The 21,691-nt window shown below is 54.0% G+C and carries 18 protein-coding genes; 10 read left to right on the top strand and 8 right to left on the bottom strand.

The genetic code is table 11. The features are described from left to right. Nucleotides 1-141 precede the first annotated feature (141 nt). Complete coding sequence (locus EH207_RS15660; protein ID WP_137714829.1) at nucleotides 142-1,350, top strand: aldose 1-epimerase family protein; 1,209 nt, start codon at nucleotides 142-144, stop codon at nucleotides 1,348-1,350. A gap of 55 nt (nucleotides 1,351-1,405) precedes the next feature. On the opposite strand, the gene ghrB is transcribed toward EH207_RS15660, so the two are convergent. From ghrB to EH207_RS15645, 3 genes are all read right to left on the bottom strand, one after another. Further along, nucleotides 1,406-2,368 carry a glyoxylate/hydroxypyruvate reductase GhrB gene (gene ghrB, locus EH207_RS15655; protein ID WP_137714828.1) on the bottom strand — a complete coding sequence of 321 codons (963 nt, stop codon included), beginning with the start codon at nucleotides 2,366-2,368 and terminating at the stop codon, nucleotides 1,406-1,408. A 100-nt stretch (nucleotides 2,369-2,468) separates the two neighbouring features. Continuing rightward, nucleotides 2,469-3,491: an ADP-ribosylglycohydrolase family protein gene (locus EH207_RS15650; protein ID WP_137714827.1), complete on the bottom strand. Its 1,023-nt coding sequence runs from the start codon at nucleotides 3,489-3,491 to the stop codon at nucleotides 2,469-2,471. A 200-nt stretch (nucleotides 3,492-3,691) separates the two neighbouring features. Beyond that, nucleotides 3,692-4,255: a DNA-3-methyladenine glycosylase I gene (locus tag EH207_RS15645; RefSeq protein WP_137714826.1), complete on the bottom strand. Its 564-nt coding sequence runs from the start codon at nucleotides 4,253-4,255 to the stop codon at nucleotides 3,692-3,694. Nucleotides 4,256-4,556: 301 nt separating this feature from the next. Between EH207_RS15645 and EH207_RS15640 the strand changes: the two genes are divergently transcribed. From EH207_RS15640 to EH207_RS15625, 4 genes are all read left to right on the top strand, one after another. Next, a complete protein-coding gene (locus EH207_RS15640; protein WP_137714825.1) occupies nucleotides 4,557-5,363 on the top strand; it encodes a sulfite exporter TauE/SafE family protein in 807 nt (268 codons plus the stop codon). A gap of 151 nt (nucleotides 5,364-5,514) precedes the next feature. Further along, on the top strand, nucleotides 5,515-6,444 hold the full coding sequence (glyQ, locus tag EH207_RS15635) for a glycine--tRNA ligase subunit alpha (RefSeq protein ID WP_137714824.1): 930 nt from the start codon (nucleotides 5,515-5,517) through the stop codon (nucleotides 6,442-6,444). A gap of 9 nt (nucleotides 6,445-6,453) precedes the next feature. Beyond that, nucleotides 6,454-8,523, top strand: a complete 2,070-nt coding sequence (gene glyS, locus EH207_RS15630) for a glycine--tRNA ligase subunit beta (RefSeq protein ID WP_137714823.1) — start codon at nucleotides 6,454-6,456, stop codon at nucleotides 8,521-8,523. Between the two features lie 522 nt (nucleotides 8,524-9,045). Next, the gene (locus EH207_RS15625) at nucleotides 9,046-10,191 is read left to right on the top strand and encodes an iron-containing alcohol dehydrogenase (RefSeq protein ID WP_137714822.1); all 1,146 of its coding nucleotides are present in this window, start codon (nucleotides 9,046-9,048) and stop codon (nucleotides 10,189-10,191) included. 66 nt (nucleotides 10,192-10,257) lie between these two features. On the opposite strand, the gene EH207_RS18260 is transcribed toward EH207_RS15625, so the two are convergent. Continuing rightward, complete coding sequence (locus EH207_RS18260) at nucleotides 10,258-10,869, bottom strand: APC family permease (RefSeq protein ID WP_217496102.1); 612 nt, start codon at nucleotides 10,867-10,869, stop codon at nucleotides 10,258-10,260. A 78-nt stretch (nucleotides 10,870-10,947) separates the two neighbouring features. Beyond that, nucleotides 10,948-11,877 (bottom strand): helix-turn-helix domain-containing protein, encoded by a 930-nt coding sequence (locus EH207_RS15615; RefSeq protein ID WP_137714821.1) that lies wholly within the window; start codon nucleotides 11,875-11,877, stop codon nucleotides 10,948-10,950. Between the two features lie 340 nt (nucleotides 11,878-12,217). Here EH207_RS15615 and EH207_RS15610 point away from each other — a divergent pair, with 340 nt between their 5' ends. From EH207_RS15610 to EH207_RS15590, 5 genes are all read left to right on the top strand, one after another. Next, nucleotides 12,218-12,934, top strand: a complete 717-nt coding sequence (locus EH207_RS15610) for a DUF3053 domain-containing protein (protein ID WP_246048896.1) — start codon at nucleotides 12,218-12,220, stop codon at nucleotides 12,932-12,934. Between the two features lie 378 nt (nucleotides 12,935-13,312). Continuing rightward, entirely contained in the window at nucleotides 13,313-15,220 is a 1,908-nt protein-coding gene (locus EH207_RS15605; RefSeq protein ID WP_137714820.1) for a PTS mannitol transporter subunit IICBA, read from the top strand. 65 nt (nucleotides 15,221-15,285) lie between these two features. After that, the gene (locus tag EH207_RS15600; protein ID WP_137715384.1) at nucleotides 15,286-16,434 is read left to right on the top strand and encodes a mannitol-1-phosphate 5-dehydrogenase; all 1,149 of its coding nucleotides are present in this window, start codon (nucleotides 15,286-15,288) and stop codon (nucleotides 16,432-16,434) included. 102 nt (nucleotides 16,435-16,536) lie between these two features. Then, on the top strand, nucleotides 16,537-17,067 hold the full coding sequence (locus EH207_RS15595; RefSeq protein WP_137714819.1) for an MltR family transcriptional regulator: 531 nt from the start codon (nucleotides 16,537-16,539) through the stop codon (nucleotides 17,065-17,067). Between the two features lie 94 nt (nucleotides 17,068-17,161). Then, complete coding sequence (locus tag EH207_RS15590; RefSeq protein ID WP_137714818.1) at nucleotides 17,162-17,524, top strand: YibL family ribosome-associated protein; 363 nt, start codon at nucleotides 17,162-17,164, stop codon at nucleotides 17,522-17,524. Nucleotides 17,525-17,673: 149 nt separating this feature from the next. Here EH207_RS15590 and EH207_RS15585 read toward each other — a convergent pair whose 3' ends face one another. The 3 genes from EH207_RS15585 to fdhD form a co-directional block, all read right to left on the bottom strand. Beyond that, the gene (locus EH207_RS15585; protein WP_137714817.1) at nucleotides 17,674-19,566 is read right to left on the bottom strand and encodes a methyl-accepting chemotaxis protein; all 1,893 of its coding nucleotides are present in this window, start codon (nucleotides 19,564-19,566) and stop codon (nucleotides 17,674-17,676) included. 345 nt (nucleotides 19,567-19,911) lie between these two features. Then, nucleotides 19,912-20,538: a superoxide dismutase [Mn] gene (gene sodA / locus EH207_RS15580; RefSeq protein WP_137714816.1), complete on the bottom strand. Its 627-nt coding sequence runs from the start codon at nucleotides 20,536-20,538 to the stop codon at nucleotides 19,912-19,914. Between the two features lie 300 nt (nucleotides 20,539-20,838). Further along, nucleotides 20,839-21,657 (bottom strand): formate dehydrogenase accessory sulfurtransferase FdhD, encoded by an 819-nt coding sequence (gene fdhD / locus EH207_RS15575; RefSeq protein ID WP_137714815.1) that lies wholly within the window; start codon nucleotides 21,655-21,657, stop codon nucleotides 20,839-20,841. Nucleotides 21,658-21,691 lie beyond the last annotated feature (34 nt).

Raw genomic sequence — 21,691 nt, 5'->3', positions numbered from 1 at the left:
TAACCGTGATCTTTATCAAGAAAATTTAGCAATAACGCAATGTTTTTCCAACTGGTGATAGCTGTCACATTCTGAAATCGGGCTGATTTGTAGTCTTGCTTCTCGCAGGCTAAATCAATTCAGCCAATAAGGAAAAATGACATGAAAAAATTACTGGTGATGGGGATTGCATTGACGCTGACTTCATGGCAGTTGTCCGCCCGGACGTTCGTGCTGACGGATGCTGAAAGCAGCGTGGAGAAGGGAAACTGGCAAATCAGCAGTGACGCCATGAAGATCGCGGATCAGCGCTTCAGCATTGAGCAGACGGTTCTGCACGGCGGACGTCAGGAAGGCAGCAAAATCATTACGATTACGAGCCAGAATGGGTTGAAAATTGTACTCAGCCCCAGCCGCGGCATGGATTTGCTGCACGTGACAGGCAAAAACATTCGTCTGGGATGGGATTCGCCGGTGAATGAGGTGGTCAACCCGAATACCATCAATCTGGAAAGCCGTAACGGGGCGGGCTGGCTGGAAGGCTTTAACGAAATGATGGTGCGTTGCGGCTATGAATGGACCGGTCATCCCGTTGTGGACAACGGCATGATGTATACGCTGCATGGCCGCGCCGGGAATACGCCGGCATCGAAAGTGGTAGTGGACGTCAGTGAAAATGCGCCTTACCAGATCACGGTGCGCGGTCTGCTGAAGGAGAACAGCTTCAAGAAATCCAATCTGGAAACCTGGACCGAGCTGCGTTACGTCCCCGGCAGCGAATCATTTACGGTGCATGACGTGCTGACCAATAAAGCGGACTATGCCCGCGATTATCAGATTATCTACCACAGTAATTTCGGTACGCCGATTCTTGAAGAGGGCGCGCGGTTTATTGCGCCGGTAAAAGAAATTTCCCCCTTTAACGATTACGCCAAAGCGGGACTGAAAACGTGGCAAACGTATCAAGGCCCCACCAAAGACTTCGACGAGATGGTCTTCAACCTGACGCCGTATGCCGATAAACAGGGCAAGACGCTGGCGGCGCTGGTAAACCGCGCGGGCGACAAAGGCGTATCGATTGAGTTTGATACCCGCCAACTGCCGCTGCTCACACTGTGGAAAAACACCGATACCGTGAAGCAGGGCTATGTCACCGGCATTGAGCCGGGAACCAACTACGCCTATCCGGTGACCATTGAGCGGGAGCAAGGGCGGGTAAAACAGCTTCAGCCGGGACAAAGTACGGTTTTTGAGCTGACCTACAATTTGTTGAGCAGCGCGGACGCGGTTAAAGCGGCATCTAAAAAAGTACAGGAAATTCAGGGTGATAATAAAACAACGCTGACAGAAAAGCCGATCGCGGTTGAGTGACCTGCGCACCGTCCGGGCCCGGCGGTCATCGCCGCCGGGCCTGTTCGTCTAACGCTTATTTCAGCACCTGCGGGTTAACGCAGTTTTCTTTTACCGTACCGGTTAAGGCGGCAATCAGATTATCCACGGCACAGACCGCCATATCATAGCGAGTGTCATGAGTGGCGGAACCGATGTGAGGCACCGCCACTACGTTGGGCAGGTTTAACAGCGGTGAATCCGTCGGCAGCGGCTCTTTGACGAACACGTCCAGACCGGCGGCGCGGATCGTTCCGTTGCTGAGCGCGTCGATCAGGGCGTTTTCATCCACCACCGCGCCGCGGCCAATGTTAATCAGGATCGCGCCAGGCTTCATTTTAGCCAGTTGCTCACGGCCGATCAGGTTTTTCGTTTCCGCGGTCAGCGGCAGAGTAATGCACAGGAAATCTGATTCGGCGAGCAGCGCATCCAGATCGCAATAGCGCGCGTTAACGCGTTCTTCCGCTTGGGGATGGTGACGGCGCGCGGTGTAGAGAATCGGCATGTTGAAGCCAAAATGCGCCCGCTGCGCCACGGCCAGACCGATGCGTCCCATGCCGAGGATACCCAGGGTTTTATGATGAACGTCGGTGCCGAACCAGTCGCTGCCGATATCTCGCTGCCATTCGCCCGCCTTGACGCGTTCCGCCGCTTCCACCACCCGGCGGGCGCAGGCCAGCATCAGAGCCAGTACCATATCGGCCACGGTTTCCGTCAATACGGTCGGCGTATGCATCATGATGACGCCTTTTTTACTCATGGCATCCACATCATAGGTGTCATAACCGACGGAGATGGTGGAGACGGCGCGCAAGCGCGGCGTGTGTTGCAGAAAAGCGCTATCCACTTTACCACTAGCGCCGATAATTCCTTCCGCCTGTGCCAGTGCGGGATGATTCGCTGCGGGAAAGTTGTCAAGTTCGGTGACGGTGAAGTGTTGTTCCAGGCGGGCGCGCGGCTCATCAGGAATTTTTTTATACAGAATGACGTTAGGTTTCATCGCAAACTCCGGCAAGTCAGGGAAGTTAAGACGGAAATCATCGCGTAGCGAGCGGGATACTGCAAGTCTTACTGCCCGGCGCGTAGCATGAGCGTCATTATCACGTGTTAGCCGCTTGTTCCCGCTGCGTTCGTAATCTCAGCAGTTCACCGCTGTAATGCTCAATATCAACCTGATTGACCTCTTCCAACTGCTGCTTAAAATGCGGCGCAATACGGTCAATCCCATTTATCGCGCCGCAGATTGCGGTAGCCATAGCGCCGATGGTGTCAGTGTCCCCGCCAAGATTGGCGCACAGAATGGCACAGCGGTTAGGATCGGTTTTCGCCAGTTCGACCATCGCAATCGCGGCAGGAACGGATTCAATCGCTTCCGCCCCCGTACCAATCAGATCATAAACATTTTCTAGCGCCTGTTCCGTTCCCTTTGCCGTTCTCACTGTGCGTAACGCCAACGCGATGCGTGCCGACATGGAGGCGCTGTAACTGGTAACGCGTTTTTCCTGCGCCGTTTTTGCGACAGCGGGAAGCGCATCGCCGATCGCCAGCCAGGAGTCGCCTTCAATCCCTTTTGATACCGCCCAGGCAATAACGGTGGCGCCCGCGATGGCGACATCGGATTTATGCGTGACGCAGGAGGCGAGTTCGACATCACGAATGAAATCGTCCAGCGAATGCGCAGGTACCAGACAACCTAACGGTGAAATGCGCATGGCGGCGCCGTTCGTCAACCCATTGTTGTCCAGTTCATGAATACCGGTGCCTTGCTGTATCGCCAGTAGCGCCGGTTTGGACGTTGGCCCAAGGATGTTTTTCTCGAAAGCGTTACATGACAGCGCCCAGCGAAGAATGTGTTTCCCGATAGCGACGGGTTCGATCTTGCCTTCACCGGCGATCAGCGCATCCGCCAGAGCAAAGGCCATGGCGGTGTCGTCGGTATACTCTGCGGTTTTAAAATAACAGGCCGCCATGTTTTCTTCGGGACCGGGCAGAAACCGATCAATCCAGCCGAAATGCGCCTTGATGCGTGAGCGCGGCCATAATTCTGACGGCATACCCATCGCGTCACCCAACATCTGCCCATATAGCGCGCCCGTGATACGGTTCTTTTTGTTTAATGGCATGGAACGTCCTTAGTGAGACTAGCCGGTCTCTTCCTTTAACGGAGTCAATAAGCGTTATCTGGAAAGCCGCTGCGCATAGCGTACCATTAAGTAATACCAATGTAATACCTTTGCGGTGAAATTTTGAGCTTTATCCACGCGTGAGGAAAACGGCGTGCCGCGCGCTGTGGGCAGCATCAACGCAGGCGATTACGCGCGGATCATTTTTGGGCTTCCTGATAACAGAAGCAGTTGGCGGTATGGTCGTTCACCAGCCCGCCCGCTTGCATAAAGGCATAGCAAATGGTGGAGCCGATAAACGTGAAGCCGCGTTTTTTCAGCGCTTTTGACATGGCATCCGAGATAGCCGTTTTAGACGGCACACTGGCAGGCGATGCGGGTTGATTAATTAACGGCTTATGGTCGACAAACGACCAGATAAAATGCGAAAAGCCCTCTCCCTGATTTTCCAGCGTCAGCCAGGCGCGGGCATTGGTGATAATGGCTTCGATTTTCCCACGATGACGGATGATACCGCTGTCTTGCAGCAACACGGCCACATCGTCCCCGGTCATTTGGGCAATGCGCTCAGGATTAAACTGATGAAAGCAGCGGCGGTAATTTTCACGCTTTTTCAATACGGTAATCCACGATAATCCGGCCTGCTGGCCTTCCAGACAAAGCAGTTCAAACAGCTTCTGGCTGTCCGTACAGGGTTTGCCCCATTCATTGTCGTGATAATCCTGATAGAGAACATCCTGAGTCACCCAACCGCAACGATTCATCTGATTTTCCTTCTGTAATGGCCTGTCGGCAGGTTGTTATTTGGAGATGTTGTTGTTATTGATATACCGGTCACGTTTCAGGTTGCAAGTGCGTTGGTTGCTTTTTAGCCGGTCGCGCTTTGGGCCGTAACTCGTCGCAAGGGCGATCATGGCATTAATAATACTGTATATGCAACCAGTGTGTTGCGTGACTGTTCACAGATATGATGATAGCGGGCCCGCGTGGGGTGAGACGTCTCAGGTTCTCATGACTCAGGCGATGATATAAAAAACAAGAACAAACGATAAATTGGGGAATGGAATGGCGGTTGAGTGGATTCTGGCCTATCTAAGTTTAGGGGCCGTGGTGGGTTTTATGGCGGGGTTATTGGGGATTGGCGGCGGCGGCATCATGGTGCCGATTCTCACCGCGCTGTTTGCCGCACAGGGCGTGCAGAATGCGCATCTGGTGCATATGGCGTTGGGGACATCAATGGCGGCGATTGTGATCACCGCCATTTCCAGCCTGCGTACTCACCATCAGCATCAGGCGGTGTTATGGCCGGTCGTATTACGCATTACTCCCGCGATTCTGATTGGCACCTTCGCCGCGACCTGGCTGGCGACGCTGTTGCCGACGCGAGCGCTGGCGATCTTTTTTTCCTGTTTTATGGCGTATGTTTCCCTGCAAATGGTGCTGAATATCAAGCCCAAGCCGCAGCGCCAATTGCCCGGTACGGCGGGAATTTCACTGGCGGGCTTGGTGATTGGCAGCATTTCCGCGCTGGTGGCGATTGGCGGCGGTTCGTTGACGGTGCCGTTCCTCACCTGGTGCAACGTGCGTATTCAGCAGGCGATCGGGACATCGGCGGCGGTGGGGTTGCCTATCGCGCTGTCCGGTGCGCTCGGCTATATGATCAACGGCTGGTCGATGGCCGGACTGCCGGATTACTCCGCCGGCTACGTTTCGCTGCCGGCGGTCGTCTTGATCTCTGTCGTTAGCTACTTCACCGCACCGGTCGGCGCGCGTCTGGCGCACCGTCTGCCGGTGGCCACGTTGAAGAAAGCGTTTGCGGCGCTGCTGCTGCTGCTCAGTTTAAAGATGCTGCAAACCGTGTTTATGGGGTAATCCTCGCTATCGTGGTGATGCGGGCGCTTTCGCCCGCATGAAAAATCACCGCCGATATGCACTTGTTGCCGCATTCTGGCTGTATATCTTGCACTCAGAGGGTATACTGGCGCACTTATTGTCAATCCACTTGTATCGCTGCGAATCCAACATGCAAAAGTTTGATACCAAGACCTTCCAGGGCCTGATCCTGACATTACAGGATTATTGGGCGCGTCAGGGCTGTACCATCGTCCAACCGTTGGACATGGAAGTCGGCGCCGGCACCTCACATCCGATGACCTGTCTGCGAGCGCTCGGACCCGAACCAATGGCTACCGCTTACGTGCAGCCCTCCCGCCGTCCCACCGACGGACGCTACGGCGAAAACCCGAACCGTCTGCAACACTACTACCAGTTTCAGGTGGTGATTAAGCCTTCCCCCGATAACATTCAGGAACTTTATCTCGGCTCATTGAAAGCGCTGGGTATGGACCCGACCATTCATGACATACGCTTCGTTGAAGATAACTGGGAAAACCCGACGCTGGGTGCCTGGGGCTTGGGTTGGGAAGTGTGGCTGAACGGCATGGAAGTGACCCAGTTCACCTACTTCCAACAGGTTGGCGGCCTGGAGTGCAAGCCGGTTACCGGTGAGATCACCTACGGTTTGGAACGTCTGGCGATGTACATTCAGGGCGTGGACAGCGTTTACGATCTGGTCTGGAGCGACGGCCCGCTGGGTAAAACCACCTATGGCGATGTGTTCCATCAGAACGAAGTCGAGCAATCGACCTATAACTTTGAACACGCCGATGTCGATTTCCTGTTCAGCTGTTTTGAACAGTATGAAAAAGAAGCGCGGTATCTGCTGGCGCTGGAAAAACCGCTGCCATTACCGGCTTACGAACGCATTTTGAAAGCGGCGCACAGCTTCAACCTGCTGGATGCGCGTAAGGCGATTTCTGTTACCGAGCGCCAGCGCTACATCCTGCGTATTCGTACCCTGACCAAAGCGGTAGCGGAGGCCTATTATGCTTCCCGCGAGGCGTTGGGCTTCCCCCTGTGCAATAAAAACGTGTGCAATAAGAACGAGAGCTAAGAGGCAGCCATGACTGACAAGACTTTTCTGGTGGAAATCGGCACGGAAGAGCTGCCGCCGAAGGCGCTGCGTAATCTGGCGGAATCTTTTGCCGCCCACTTTACCGCCGAACTGGATGCCGCCGGTCTGACGCACGGTGAGGTGCGCTGGTTTGCCGCGCCGCGCCGCCTGGCGCTGAAAGTGGAGGCGTTGAGCGCTTCGCAGCCGGATCGTGAAATAGAAAAACGCGGCCCGGCGCTGGCGCAGGCATTTGGGGCGGATGGCAACCCGACGAAAGCGGCCGAAGGCTGGGCGCGCGGCTGTGGCATCACGGTTGATCAGGCGGAACGGCTGACGACTGACAAAGGCGAGTGGTTGTTGTACCGTGCGCAGGTCAAAGGCGAGCAGGCTCAGACGCTGCTGGCGGGTATGGTGAGCACGGCGCTGAGTAAGCTGCCCATTCCGAAACTGATGCGCTGGGGCGACAACGAAACCCAGTTTGTGCGTCCGGTTCATACCGTGACCCTGCTGCTGGGCGATGAACTGATCCCCGGCGCCGTGCTGGGCATTGATTCCGCCCGTACGGTCCGCGGGCACCGTTTTATGGGCGAAGCGGCGTTCACGCTCGACAATGCCGATCAATATCCGCGGATTCTGCTGGCGCGCGGCAAGGTGATGGCGGATTACGATCAACGTAAAGCCAAAATCAAAGCTGACGCCGAAGCCGCCGCCCGTCGGATTGGCGGCCGCGCCGATCTGAGCGACAGCCTGCTGGAAGAGGTCACCTCGCTGGTGGAGTGGCCGGTGGTGCTGACCGCGAAGTTTGAAGAAAAATTCCTCGCGGTGCCGTCCGAAGCGCTGGTCTATACCATGAAAGGCGACCAGAAATACTTCCCGGTCTACGACGACAACGGCAAGCTGTTGCCAAACTTCATTTTTGTCGCCAACATCGAATCCCGCGATCCGCAGCAGATTATCGCCGGTAATGAAAAAGTGGTGCGTCCGCGTCTGGCGGATGCCGAATTCTTTTTCAACACCGACCGTAAAAAACGGCTGGAGGATCATCTGCCGCGTCTGGACACCGTTCTGTTCCAGCAACAACTGGGCACGCTGCGTGATAAAACCGATCGTATCCAGGCGCTGGCGGGCTGGGTTGCCGGTCAGATTGGCGCGGATGTGAATCACGCCACCCGCGCGGGCCTGCTCTCCAAGTGCGATCTGATGACCAACATGGTGTTTGAATTCACTGACACCCAGGGCGTGATGGGGATGCACTATGCGCGTCACGATGGCGAGGCGGAGGATGTCGCCGTTGCGTTGAACGAGCAGTATCAGCCCCGTTTCGCCGGCGACGCCCTGCCGTCCTCCCCGGTCGCCTGCGCGCTGGCGATCGCCGACAAAATGGACACGCTGGCCGGGATTTTTGGCATTGGACAGCATCCTAAAGGGGATAAAGATCCGTTTGCCCTGCGCCGCGCCGCGCTGGGCGTGCTGCGTATCATCGTCGAAAAACGTTTGCCGCTTGATTTGCGGACCCTGACGGAAGAAGCCGTGCGTCTGTATGGCGAGAAGCTGACCAACGCCAGGGTGGTGGATGAAGTGATTGAGTTTATGCTCGGCCGTTTCCGCGCCTGGTATCAGGAAGAAGGCCACAGCGTGGATACCATTCAGGCTGTGCTGGCGCGTCGTCCGACCCGTCCGGCCGATTTTGATGCCAGGGTGAGAGCGGTCAGCCACTTCCGTACCCTGGATGCGGCGGCAGCGCTGGCCGCCGCCAACAAACGCGTTTCCAATATTCTGGCGAAATCCAGCGATACGCTGAAAGCAAATGTTGATGCGTCGGTATTGAAGGACGCGGCGGAAATTACGCTGGCGACGCAGGTTGTGGTGCTGACTGACAAGCTGGAACCGCTGTTTGCCGCTGGCCGTTATCAGGAAGCGCTGGCGGAGCTGGCTTCCCTGCGCGAACCGGTCGATGCGTTCTTCGAACGGGTGATGGTGATGGCGGAGGATGAACAATTGCGGATTAACCGTCTGACGTTGCTTAGCAAATTGCGTGAGTTGTTCCTGCAAGTCGCGGATATCTCGATATTACAATAATTAGTATCTTCAATAATCAAAACCCATCCTGAAGCATAAAGTTAAATATTCAGGGTGGGTTATTAACATTAACCTCTCTATTTAATAGCATCATCTTAACCCCACCCGATTATTGAATGATCCTTTCCCTGTGCGACATTCTTTTTATTTATGACGCTTTTTTAATTAAATAGCGTTCACTATCTTAAATGGCGTTATAAATCATAACATTGCATTAGTTTCCTCTGTTTTCATTTTTATTAAAACATAATCAAGGTCACAATTTCTTCTCTCCGGTCAGGCCTATACTACGTGCATGTCAGGGCGCATAAAATAAATCGGCTGCGCGTTTACTGTGTGATAAAATTGAATGCCACACAATTTGAAAGGTTAAACTCACTGTCGGCTTACTAGACGTAGCGCATAAAAATATAAAATAATCAGCCATCTTCATCTCTGATGAAAACGTTAAGACTTGTTGGTCGACTGTATCGCTATTTTATTTTTCTAAATTTAATAGTTTATTAATTACAGGAGATAATTATGAGCTCGATTAACTTTTCTATCCCGCGTGATATCACCTATGGTGAAGATGCGCTGGCGCGGCTCGCTACCCTGCGCGGACGCAAGGCGGCGATCGTGACCGGCGGCAACTCGATGAAACGGCACGGTTTTCTTGAGCGCACCCGGCAACTGCTTGAACAAGCAGGAATGGCATGCCTGATTATCGACAACGTTGAACCTAACCCTTCGGTCAGCACGGTACAGCGTGGCGCGAAAGCCATGCTGGCGTTTGAACCGGACTGGATTGTGGCGCTCGGCGGCGGCTCCGCCATTGATGCGGCAAAGGTCATGTGGTGTTTCTATGAGCATCCGCACCTGACGCTTGAAGATATTTTGCCTGTCGGCGCCATGCCTCCGCTGCGCAATAAAGCCCGGTTTGTCGCCATTCCCTCGACCAGCGGCTCCGCGTCGGAAATTACCGCTTTCTCCGTGATTACCGACACGGAAAGCCACATTAAATATCCTATTGTGGCGTCCGATATGGTGCCGGATGTTGCGATCCTCGATCCGGCGATCCCGGCGACCTGCCCGCCGCACGTCACCGCCTATTCGGGGATGGATGTGCTGACCCATGCGCTGGAGGCTTATGTTTCCACATCCGCCACATCGTTCACCGACCCCTATGCGCTGGAAGCGATCCAACTGGTGTTTGAGAATCTGGAAACCGCATATCTGTCGCCGGATAACATACAGGCGCGCTACCATATGCATAATGCTTCGGCGCTGGCGGGCATCGCCTTTACCAATGCGTCGCTGGGGATTATTCATTCGCTGGCGCATAAGTTGGGCGGTGAATTCGGCGTCACGCACGGGCTGGCCAACGCCATTCTGCTGCCCTACGTGATCCAATATAACCGTCACTGGACCAACAAATATCAGCAGATTGAAAAACGCTTTGGCTTCATCAATCTGGCCGACGCCATTCGGGATCTGAACCACCGGCTGAATATTCCCGATACGTTGCGCGAGTGTGATGAAGTGGATTTCTGTGAAGAGAAGTTCATGCAGGTGCTTGATCGCATGAGCAGCAATGCGCTGGCCGATCCTTGCACGCTGACCAACCCCGGCAATCCGAAAACGGAAGATATGAAAGAGTTGTACACCGTCGCCTATTACGGAAATTAATCAGGTGAGTATCCGCTGATTTTAACGGCCGCGCCCGGCCGTTATCGTTGCCTGTCATCCTGCCATTTATCGGCGGTCCAGAGGCCGGCGTCGATCAGAACGGCACCGCGACAACCAACTGACTGTAGACGTTGGTGCCCTTGCCGCCGGTCTGAATGCGGCGTCGGTTTCATCTTTCTTCGGCTTGTACAGGCCGAGCAGCGGGCTGACGATCAGGTGGTCGTTGACGGCCCATTCCAGATACAGATCCAGTTCGCGGGCATCCTGATTCAGCGAGTCCCGTTTGTGCGTCGTGCCGAAGTCGAAGTACAGCATGCCGACGGTCAACTGTATCGCCGTATAAGCCAGCAGAGCGACGCTCAGCCCGGCGATCCCGCTGCGTGTTCCCAGCCCTTGTGCAATGTAGGCGTAAAAAGCGCCGGCATTGACGATATAACGGCTCATCGCTATAAATCCGAAGCTGAAAATGATTAACAGCAGCCCGGCAAGAACATACACGCCGGGAACCCCGGCGCCATTGCCGGCCATAAAAGCGACGGGTAAACCCCCGACCACTCCCGTTAGCGGGGAGGCCGCGGCGATGACGAAAAAGATAATCGACCACAGTCCAAGACTGCCTTTCTGAAGCTTATGTTGCTGAGAATGAGTGTGTTGAGGATAAGTATGATGCTGTGCCATGTTCCTGTCCCTCCAGACGGTTCATGGCCAGTCTATGAATGCGTGCCGTTTTTCCGTTATCGAAATCTGGCAAACTTTTTAGTTGAGTCGATGGATGGCCTTCAACGTCTGAGACGGCAACTCACCGAACAGGCGTTTGTAATCCGCGGTAAACTGTGACAGGTGCCAGAACCCCCATTGTGAAGCGACCTCGCTGATACTTAACGGTTCATGGCGGGTCACCAGCGTCCTTTTTACGCCGTTCAGCCGCATGTTTTTGAGAAACACAGCCGGGCTTTGCCCGGTCACTATCTCAAAACAGTTCTGCAAGGTGCGCCGTGACGTGTGCGTCATCAGACACAGCTCATCCTGCGCGCTTTTGACCACGCGCTGCGCTTTTTGCAGCGAGTGCCGCACCGGGGTGTTGTGCTGGTTGGCAACATCAAAAAACGCGAACACCAGCCCTCTGAGATCGCTTTTGAAATGCTGTCTGGCCTGCCTGCCGGCCATCTGGAGCGGATGATTGATGATGCTGTTGAAGGTGGCGGTGATTTGCTGCCGGATACGCGAAGCCAGCGCGTCGTCTCTGACGGAGTAAACTGCGTTGGGCAGCTCAGTGGCAATGTCTGAGAGCAGCGAAAGCGGAATGCTCAGCACCTGTATTGCGGCGTGGTCTGGCGTCTGTAACATCAGTTCTCCGCCGTTGTAGGACCAGGTCACATCCTGCAATGTCAGGCTTTTTCCCATCCAGCGCGCTTCGTCCGGCAGCCTGTTGAATACCCCCAGACACAGCGTTTTATCACGCCCTTTTCCGCTTTGAAATACCGCCTGAGATAGCTGCTCCTCGTGAAACTGTATACCGTCAATCCAGGCTTCTTTGATATTGCCCTCAAAACGGCCTTTGGATAGTTGATCGTAACGGAGCGACCAGTCCGTCAGCAGCCGACTGTGCTGAGCCAACTCCCGAATATGCGACGCGCAGCGGAATCCATTCTGATGACTTGAACCTGAATCAGACGTGAGTTCCATAACCGAGTCCCTAAATGAAAGTGGATACCAATAGGGAGCAAGAACTGCGCCATTAAAATAGCGAAATCTGGCAGATATGCAGAGTGAATGATTTTAAACGACTATTCTGCAAAAAGAAGCCTGCCAGCGGCGGGAAAACCGTGGCCGCGTCGCGGGAACGTGCACCAGCATAGCGAGAATTGCTCATTTTTAAAGTAGTTAAGGCAAGGCGATGCTGTCTTTGCCATCAGTCTTACCTGCATCAGACACCAAGTGAACAACATCTCGGCACAGCCGGATTGATCGGACTATGCTTAAACTAAATTCGACGGTGATAGAGCATATAAAACAGGAGCATAGGATGAGAGAAATGATGGAGTATCGCACGCGTTGGTGGTGGTCCGTTTTCATCTTTTTTATCGCATTGCAGATTGCGGGCTGTGGTGACAGCGACGCCGATCAGCGTAAAGCCTTTACGGATTTTGTGCACAGCCTCCAACAGCAACAGGATAGAAAACTGCCTGAGCTGACAGAAGAGCAAAAGGAGAAATTCGGGCCTTTCGTTAACGATTACACGATCCTGACCACCTTTTCCCAGCAGTTTAATCAGGCTGTGGCAGGCAGTCTGATACCGATGATGTCAGAGGTTTCCCGTATCCGTGTCCCCAGGGATTATCTGTCTCAGCGTGACGCGCTGCGCCAGTCTATCGGCGCCATGCAGATGTTGGGACAGCATATTCAGACGGCGAAAGCGCAAGCCGATGATGCCCGCCGGGCGCTCAAACAGCCTGAAGAGCTCCAGGTCGGCTATGACCGCCTGTATAACCGCGTAGTGACGCAGCCGGTCAACATCGTGCTGCCGCTTATTCCCAGCGCGATTTCATTTGCCCAGGGCTTGATTCAGATGGGGGATTATTTGCAGGCGCAGGGCGATCAGGTGGTTTTCAATGGCAACTTGGTACAGTTTTATACGCCTCAGCAGGTGGCGCAATATAACGGGATGGTGTCGGCGTTGCCGGCGCAGCATCGGAATCTGCTTAACGGGCTAAAGGCGCTGGGCGTCGCCGCCACGCCATAGGCGCGCGCGGTTGAGAGAAAGGGATGCGGTGCGAATGAAAATAAATTGTGATGATCATCACATAAGCAAAACAAAAATTCGGCTTATAAATGTGATTAAAATCACGTTTTAGGTGCTTTAAGGACAGCAAATTTCGAATTTTTAACGCTTTTTTGTGATGCATGTCACCTGGTTGTGAGGGTGATGTGGGGGGAATGTGTGATTTTTGTCACGTTTGTGCCGGGCGGTTGCGGTAGGAAAACAGCGTGTTAGAGTCCGCGCTGCATACAGTAAATAATACTGACGGGGACGCGCATGTGTTGAATCGTTATCACATCGTCCCACGATAATTATCACGCGCTTCTTATCGCCAGCGCGTCTCAATAGGGGTGTGTTTTTATGCTTTCATCAGACATTAAGATCAAAGTGCAGAACTTTGGTCGTTTTCTGAGCAATATGGTAATGCCCAATATTGGCGCATTCATCGCCTGGGGGATTATCACCGCACTGTTTATTCCTACGGGTTGGACGCCCAACGAGACGCTGGCGAAACTCGTCGGCCCGATGATCACCTATCTGCTGCCGTTGCTAATCGGTTATACCGGCGGCCGTTTGGTCTTTGGCGAACGCGGCGGCGTGGTCGGGGCGATTACGACGATGGGCGTAATCGCCGGGACGGATATCCCGATGTTCCTCGGTGCCATGATTGTCGGTCCGTTGGGCGGCTGGGCCATTAAGCGTTTCGACGGCATGGTTGACGGCAAAATCAAAAGCGGTTTTGAAATGCTGGTCAACAACTTCTCTGCCGGTATCATCGGCATGTTGCTGGCGATCCTGGCGTTTCTGGCGATTGGCCCGCTGGTTGTGATCTTCTCTCAGGCGCTGGCCGCCGGCGTTAATCTGATGGTGCAGAATGACCTGCTGCCGCTGACCTCTATTTTCGTCGAACCGGCAAAAATTCTGTTCCTGAACAACGCCATCAATCACGGTATCTTTTCACCGCTGGGTATTCAGCAGGCCACTGAAACCGGGAAGTCCATTTTCTTCCTGATCGAAGCCAACCCAGGTCCGGGTATGGGCGTACTGATGGCCTACATGTTCTTCGGCCGAGGCAATGCGAAAGAGTCCGCGCCGGGCGCGGCGATCATCCACTTTCTCGGCGGTATCCACGAAATCTATTTCCCTTACGTGTTGATGAATCCGCGTCTGATTATTGCGGTGATTCTGGGCGGGATGACCGGCGTGTTCACCCTGAACCTGCTGGGGGGCGGTCTGGTTTCTCCGGCATCTCCGGGCTCAATTCTGGCGGTGCTGGCGATGACGCCGAAAGGCGCGTACTTTGCCAACGTTGTCGCGATCGCGGCGGCATTTGCCGTCTCTTTCTTTGTCTCCGTGATTCTGTTGAAGAGCGTAAAGCATAAGAGCGAAGACGATCTGAGCGATTCGACTCGCCGTATGCAGGAAATGAAAGCCTCTGCCAACGGGCAGGGAAGCGTGAAAGCAGGGGTTAGCGGCGACATGAGCACCGTGCGTAAAATCATCGTGGCCTGTGATGCCGGTATGGGTTCCAGCGCCATGGGCGCGGGTGTGCTGCGCAAGAAGGTGCAGGATGCCGGGCTGACCCATATTTCTGTCATCAACAGCGCCATAAATAGCTTGCCGGACGATGCCGATCTGGTCATTACCCACCGCGACCTGACCGAGCGTGCGATGCGTCATGCGCCGCAGGCTCAGCATATTTCGCTGACCAATTTTCTCGACAGTCATCTGTACAGCGATCTGACGGCCCGTTTGGTTGCCGCCCAAGATAGCGGTGCGCCGTCTGTTGGCGCGCCGGTCACCGCGACGGCCGAGCCGACGAACCTGTTCCAACTGCGTGCTGAGCATATCTTCCTCAATCAGCAGGCGGCCGATAAAGCGCAGGCGATCCGCTTCGCGGGTGAACAACTGGTGAAAGGCGGTTTTGTTAAGCCGGACTATGTCGATGCGATGCTGGAGCGTGAAAAGCTGACGTCCACCTATCTGGGCGAGTCCATCGCGGTGCCGCACGGTACGATTGAAGCGAAAAATCAGGTGCTGAAAACCGGCGTGGTTTTCTGCCAATATCCCGATGGCGTCCGTTTCGGCGATGAAGACGATGAGGTGGCTCGTCTGGTTATCGGTATCGCCGCTCGCAACAATGAACACATTCAGGTGATAACCAGCCTGACCAATGCGCTCGATGACGAAACGATAATTGAACGTCTCGCGCATACGCGCGACGTGCAGGATGTGCTCGATCTGTTGTCCGGTAAAAAGAACGCCTGATTATTTGGCTCTGCCGCCTCCGGGCGGCCTCTTTTTATCCTTCTGTTTTTAAAGGGTAACGCATGATGAAAGCATTACATTTTGGCGCCGGGAATATAGGCCGGGGATTCATTGGTAAACTGCTGGCGGATGCCGATATTGAACTGACATTTGCCGATGTCAGCCAGCCGCTGCTGGAAGCTTTGAACAGTCGTAAACGCTATCAGGTGCGTATTGTGGGAGAGCAAACGCGCCTGGATACCGTCAGTAACGTCAGTGCGGTGCACAGCGGCAGTCAGGAGGCCGCGGCGCTGATTGCCGGGGCCGATCTGGTCACCACCGCCGTTGGGCCGCAGATTCTGGAAAAAATTGCCGAAACACTCGCTCAGGGGCTGGTTAAACGTCATGCGGATGGCAATTCACGGCCGCTGAATATTATCGCCTGTGAAAATATGGTGCGCGGCACCAGCCAGCTTAAGCAACAGGTTCTGAAATTGCTGCCGGAAGTACTGCTCGCGTGGGTGGATACACACGTGGGATTCGTGGATTCCGCCGTTGACCGGATTGTTCCGCCTTCCGACGCGGGCAGCGATGATGTGCTGGCGGTCACGGTAGAAACCTTCAGTGAATGGATTGTGGATAAAACCCAGTTCTGCGGGGAACCGCCTGCGATTCCGGGCATGGAACTGACCGATAACCTGATGGCGTTTGTCGAACGTAAACTGTTTACGCTCAACACCGGCCATGCCATTACCGCCTATCTGGGGCAGTTGGCTCGCCACCAGACCATCCGTGATGCGATCCTCGATCCGGAAATTCGCGCCGTGGTCCGAGGGGCGATGGAAGAGAGCGGCGCGGTGTTGATCAAACGCTACGGTTTTGATGCCGACAAGCACGCGGCGTACATCAATAAAATCCTCAGCCGGTTTGAAAACCCCTATCTGCACGATGACGTGGAGCGGGTGGGGCGTCAGCCGCTACGTAAGCTGAGTAGGGGCGATCGCCTGATCAAACCGCTGTTGGGGACGCTGGAATATCAATTGCCCAACGACAACCTGATTATGGGTATTGCGGCGGCGATGCATTATCGTAGCGAACAGGACCCACAGGCGCGGGAACTGGCGGCGCTGTTGCGGAATCTTGGTCCGCAGGCTGCGCTGGCGCAGATTTCCGGTCTGGATGCTGACAGTGAGGTTGTTACGCAAGCCGTGAGCGTGTATAACGCCATGCAATAATTGGCTTGTCTCGGCGCCCCCCATGTTTGCCTTCTTTGCTGGTAAAGGGGACTGCCGAAGAGAATCAGGTCTATGCGCGGGTTAAGGATATGAGAAGTCGCGATGGAAGAAACACCGGCATTTGAAAATCGGGTTCTCGAAACGCTGAACTCCAGTACGACAGTGCGTAGCTTTATGCTCATGGCGGTTGACCTGCTGGCTGAGGCCGTCAGTATCCTGATGTTGCAGGTGTTTCGCAAAGATGACTATGCCGTGAAATATGCGGTTGAGCCACTGATGACGGGAACCGGGCCGCTGGGAGATCTGTCGGTGCGTCTCAAATTGATTTATGGCCTGGGGATGATCGACCGTAAAGAGTATGAGGATGCCGAATTGTTGATGGCGTTGGGCGAGGAACTTGCTCATGACCGGCATGAGTACCGTTTCACCGACGACGAGATTCTTGGACCGATTGGCGAATTGCACTGCGTTAGCGCACTGCCTTGCGCGCCTGCGCTCCCGGCGGGTGACGACCCCGCCGATCCCCTGTTGGTCAGCATGCGGCAACAGCGTTATCAGCAGATGGTGCGTTCGACGCTGGTACTGTCGCTCACTGAACTGATTTCCCAAATCGGTTCGAAAAAGGCTTTTTGATTCGTATTTATCCGGCCTTGCGCTGCACCGTCAGGCCGTTTGGTGTATGCTTGTGCCCCGCATGATTCTCCCGTTAGACAGGTTGATATAAGTGATGAAAGAGCAGGAAAAAGCAGAAATAAAACGCCTTAGCGATCAACTGGATGCGTTGACTCGTAAGCAGGTCGCGTTGCTTGCTCAGGGTGATGCCGAAGCGATAGCACTTAATCTGGAGGCATGCGAAAAGCTGTCGGCGGAAATAGAACGCCTGCGGAACGTGCGGGTTGAGAAGCTCAGTCAGGAAGCGCAAAAACTGTCTCGCTTGCCCTTCAGCCGCGCTATCACCAAAAAAGAGCAGGCCAATATGGGCGCGTTGAAGAAAAGCGTTCGCGGGTTGGTGATTGTGCATCCAATGACGGCGCTGGGCCGTGAAATGGGGCTGAAAGAGATGACGGGTTACGCGCCGAAGCCCTTTTAAACCGCTGTTCTCTCCCAGACCTCTACGGCAATCACACACCGCTATCCGGCGAAGGTCGATGCGAGAGGCGCGCAGCCCATAATTCACTGCGCGCGGTAGATAAATACTGGGATATCAAAGCAATAGCGTAAAGTGCATATCGTTTCTGATTATTGTTTATCGGCCAGTTGCGTTTGTGGCCGGGAGAAAGCGATGCTGGCTGGCGTTGTTTCATCTCGCGTATTGGATAAATGGAAGACGGAAACCGCCTGTTTCAGCAGCCTTGCCTGCTCTTCCAGCGAATCGGCCGCCGCCGAGGACTGCTCCACCAGCGCGGCGTTTTGCTGGGTGGTGCTGTCCATTTCCACGATGGCCTGATTAACCTGCTCGATACCACGGCTCTGCTCATCGGACGCAGTGGCAATTTCACCCATAATGTCATGCACTTGCGTGACTGACGTCACAATATCATGCATGGTTTTTCCGGCGTTGCCGACCAGTGAGGCGCCCTGGCTTACCTGACGGACGGACTCGGCGATCAAACCTTCGATTTCTTTCGCGGCTTGTGAACTGCGTTGCGCCAGATTACGCACTTCGCTGGCCACCACTGCGAATCCTCGGCCTGCTTCACCTGCGCGAGCGGCTTCTACCGCGGCATTCAGCGCCAGAATATTGGTCTGGAAAGCGATGCTGTTAATCACCGAGGTGATTTCCGCAATACGTTTGGAGCTTTGCTCAATGTCATTCATGGTTTTCACCACGTTGTTGACTTGCTCGCCGCCTTGCTTCGCGGTTTGGGACGCGCTGATGACCAGATTATTGGCGTGATGCGCGTTATCGGCGTTCTGTTTTACCGTGGCCGTCAGTTCTTCCATACTGGCCGCCGTCTGCTCGACCGCTGCCGCCTGCTGTTCGGTGCGTGAGGACAGATCGGTGTTACCGGCAACGATTTCGCCTGAGGCGGTTGAAATCTGGCTGACGCCAATGCGGATTTCATCAATCATGTTATGCAGATTATCATTCATTTTCGCCATGCTTCTCATCAACTGGCCCAGCTCATCGCTGCGGGCGGTCTTGATGGACATGGTGAGATCGCCGGTGGCGATACGCTCGGCCATATGCAGCGTTTGATCCAGCGGCGTGGTGATTTGGCGGGAAATAAACCAGGAAATCAGCAGCCCCAGAATCAGCGTAATCAGCGCGCTGATGGCCATTTGAATTTTAGAGGCATCGATGTCCTGCTGAGTCCACTCCAGTTGGCTGTTGAGCAACGCTTCGACTGCGTCGTTCATCTGGTTGGCGGTGACGCCCATCTGCCGGGCCATCGCCACTTCTTCCTCATAGGCAGGCATATACGCGATCGCCTTTTCTTCATAGGCGTTCACTATGCTGATAACCGGATTTAGAATTTTCTGTTGCTCAGGGGTCAGGGTTTGATATAGAGAGGTCAGCGACGATTGTGCGTCATTGATCGCGCTTTTCAGATTTTCTTCCGCCTCTTTGTCGCGTGCAAGCAGAATACCGCGCGCATGATAACGAATGGAGGTCAGCTTCTGATTAAGTTCAGAAACTAATAATTGAAGAGTTGTATTATAACCCTCAGCTTCTAATTGAGCGTCGAGCTGTTTTAGGTATTGATTGCTTTCCCAGAGGTTCCAGCTTTTTCTGATGTCATCTTTTTTATTGACGGCCGCAATATAGCTTTGCTGGATTTTCTGATATTCGGCAATAGTGGCGGTAATTCGGGAAAGCGTCGCAGCGTCATTTTCCGGCCAGTCCCATTGTTTCGCCTCAGATACCAACGTATTCATATTATTAATGTGAAGAATATTTTTCTCTATATCTTCCGGCCGGTAACCCACGCTATATAGCGCCCGGTAATACTTAGCCTGATTGATTTCTTCACGGATTTCGCTGCTTAAATTGACTTTATCAATACTTGTCTTTAATTCCTCTACGTGCATGATGCCCGCACCGGCAATGAACGCCGTCATTATTAATATCAGACAGAAACCTAACCCTAATTTTTTACCTACTTTGATATTTTCGAATTTTATCGCCATTCCATTTTTTCCAATTATTATGAACTGAATCACCCGATCTGGTAATACCTGCAATTTGCGAGTGGCATTGGCATCGTGAGATTGCCGTTTGCTAAACGATATCTTCACAAATTCACACGATAAAATTGCAAACAATTTATCGGCAACTGTCATGAAAACTTTATATTTACGTGATGATTTGAAATTGAAGAAGAGAGAAAATCGTGAGTTTGATGCGTGGGTAAATAATAAATCGGAATAACAGTAGGTTATCCCGATTTATGTCATTAAGTGGGCCCTTTATCTTTCAGATCGTCATATCCTGAAATCAATGGGCAAACACCCCTGGCGAAGCAGCGAAAAAGCCTATTTTTTCGCTTCGGCAAAACGGCTTGCCGCTTCGTCCCAGTTCACCACGTTCCAGAATGCTTTGATATAGTCCGGGCGGCGGTTCTGATATTTCAGGTAGTAGGCGTGTTCCCACACGTCCAGACCCACGATCGGGTAGCCGGACGCGCCAGAAATGGCTTCACCCATCAACGGGCTGTCCTGGTTTGCGGTAGACACCACAGCCAGTTTTCCGTCATCCTTCAGAACCAGCCACGCCCAGCCGGAGCCGAAACGGGTTGCCGCGGCCTGTTCAAATTTTTCTTTGAATGCGTCAACGCTACCAAAATCGCGCTCGATGGCGGCTTTCAGATCGCCTGCCAGCGTCGTACCCAGTTTCAGCCCTTTCCAGAACAGGCTGTGGTTTGCGTGACCGCCGGCGTTGTTACGCAAAACGGTTTTTTTCTCTGCCGGCACTTTGTCAAGTTGCGCAATCAGCGCTTCAGCGGACAGACTGGCGAACTCAGGCAGGGATTCCAGCGCTGCGTTTGCGTTATTGACGTAAGTCTGGTGGTGTTTGGTGTGATGGATTTCCATCGTTTGCTTGTCGAAGTGAGGTTCCAGCGCGTCATAGGCATAAGGCAGGGATGGCAGTGAATAACTCATGTTTAGCATCTCCATGGTAGTAGTACTGAAGTGGTAGTACCGAAAAAGCGTTAGAGGTACGCCTACTCAAGTACAGCGTTTTCCTGTACATAAAGTTTTCTCGTACCAATCAAACGGCACACACTATTGTTAGCACCGCGTAAGTATTAGGTTCATTATAGTTAATTAAATGATATTGAAAATGATTATTCTCGCCCCGGCGTCATGGGCGGCGGTTTTTTAGCCCAGAATAACAAGCGGTTATGTCATTATATCCCAGGCTAGAAACAATTTGCTCTAAGGGGGGCGGTGTCTCTTTGGTCATTCGCGCAACCGCTGAGGGTGAGTATAAATGGTGGAGCGACCCGGCCGGCTGAAGCCGGCCAGCGTCAGATTGCACCGCTCGGCGACGTCAACGGCCAGCGATGTGGCGGCGGACACGGCAAACAGGATTTCCACGCCGCACTGGGCGGATTTCTGCACCATTTCATAGCTCGCCCGGCTGGAAACCAGCACCGCCCCTTGCTGCCACGGCTGTTTTGCCCGCATGCCAAGCAGTTTATCCAACGCGACGTGGCGGCCAACGTCTTCATAACCGCCTTGCAACGCGCCATCCGGCGTAATCCAGGCGGCGGCGTGGGTGCAACCGGTTAGCCGGCCAATCTGCTGCACGTCTTTTAGCTGCGCCAGTGCGGTGTCGAGGTTACTGAGCGAGAACGTTTGAGTGAACGGCAACGGCGTAACCGGCCTGTCAATCTCGGATAGTTGCTCCACCCCGCAGACGCCGCAGCCTGTGCGCCCGTCCATTGCCCGGCGGCGCGCTTTCAGCCCGGCGAAGCGGCGGCTGGAAAGCTCGATTTGTACTTCAATGCCGTTGCATACAGGCTGGATGTCCATCCCGTAGATATCCCGCGGTGACGTAATGATGCCCTCCGAAAGCGAGAACCCCAGCGCAAACGCTTCCAGATCCTTCGGTGACGCCATCATGACAACGTGCGAAATGCCGTTGTAGACCAGCGCCACCGGCACTTCCTCCGCCAGACAATCGTTCTGCGGCTGTGACAATGCGCCTTGATGACGCACGGTGCGCCGCGATGCCCCGACAGGGACGGTAACCGCTTGTGGATGAAGGTCTTTCATCAGAAATACCCGTAAGGTAATAACTCTAAACTGT

The organism is Brenneria rubrifaciens, assembly GCF_005484945.1.
Taxonomy (GTDB): Bacteria; Pseudomonadota; Gammaproteobacteria; order Enterobacterales; family Enterobacteriaceae; genus Brenneria; species Brenneria rubrifaciens.
This window is presented reverse-complemented; position numbering and strand designations above follow the sequence as displayed.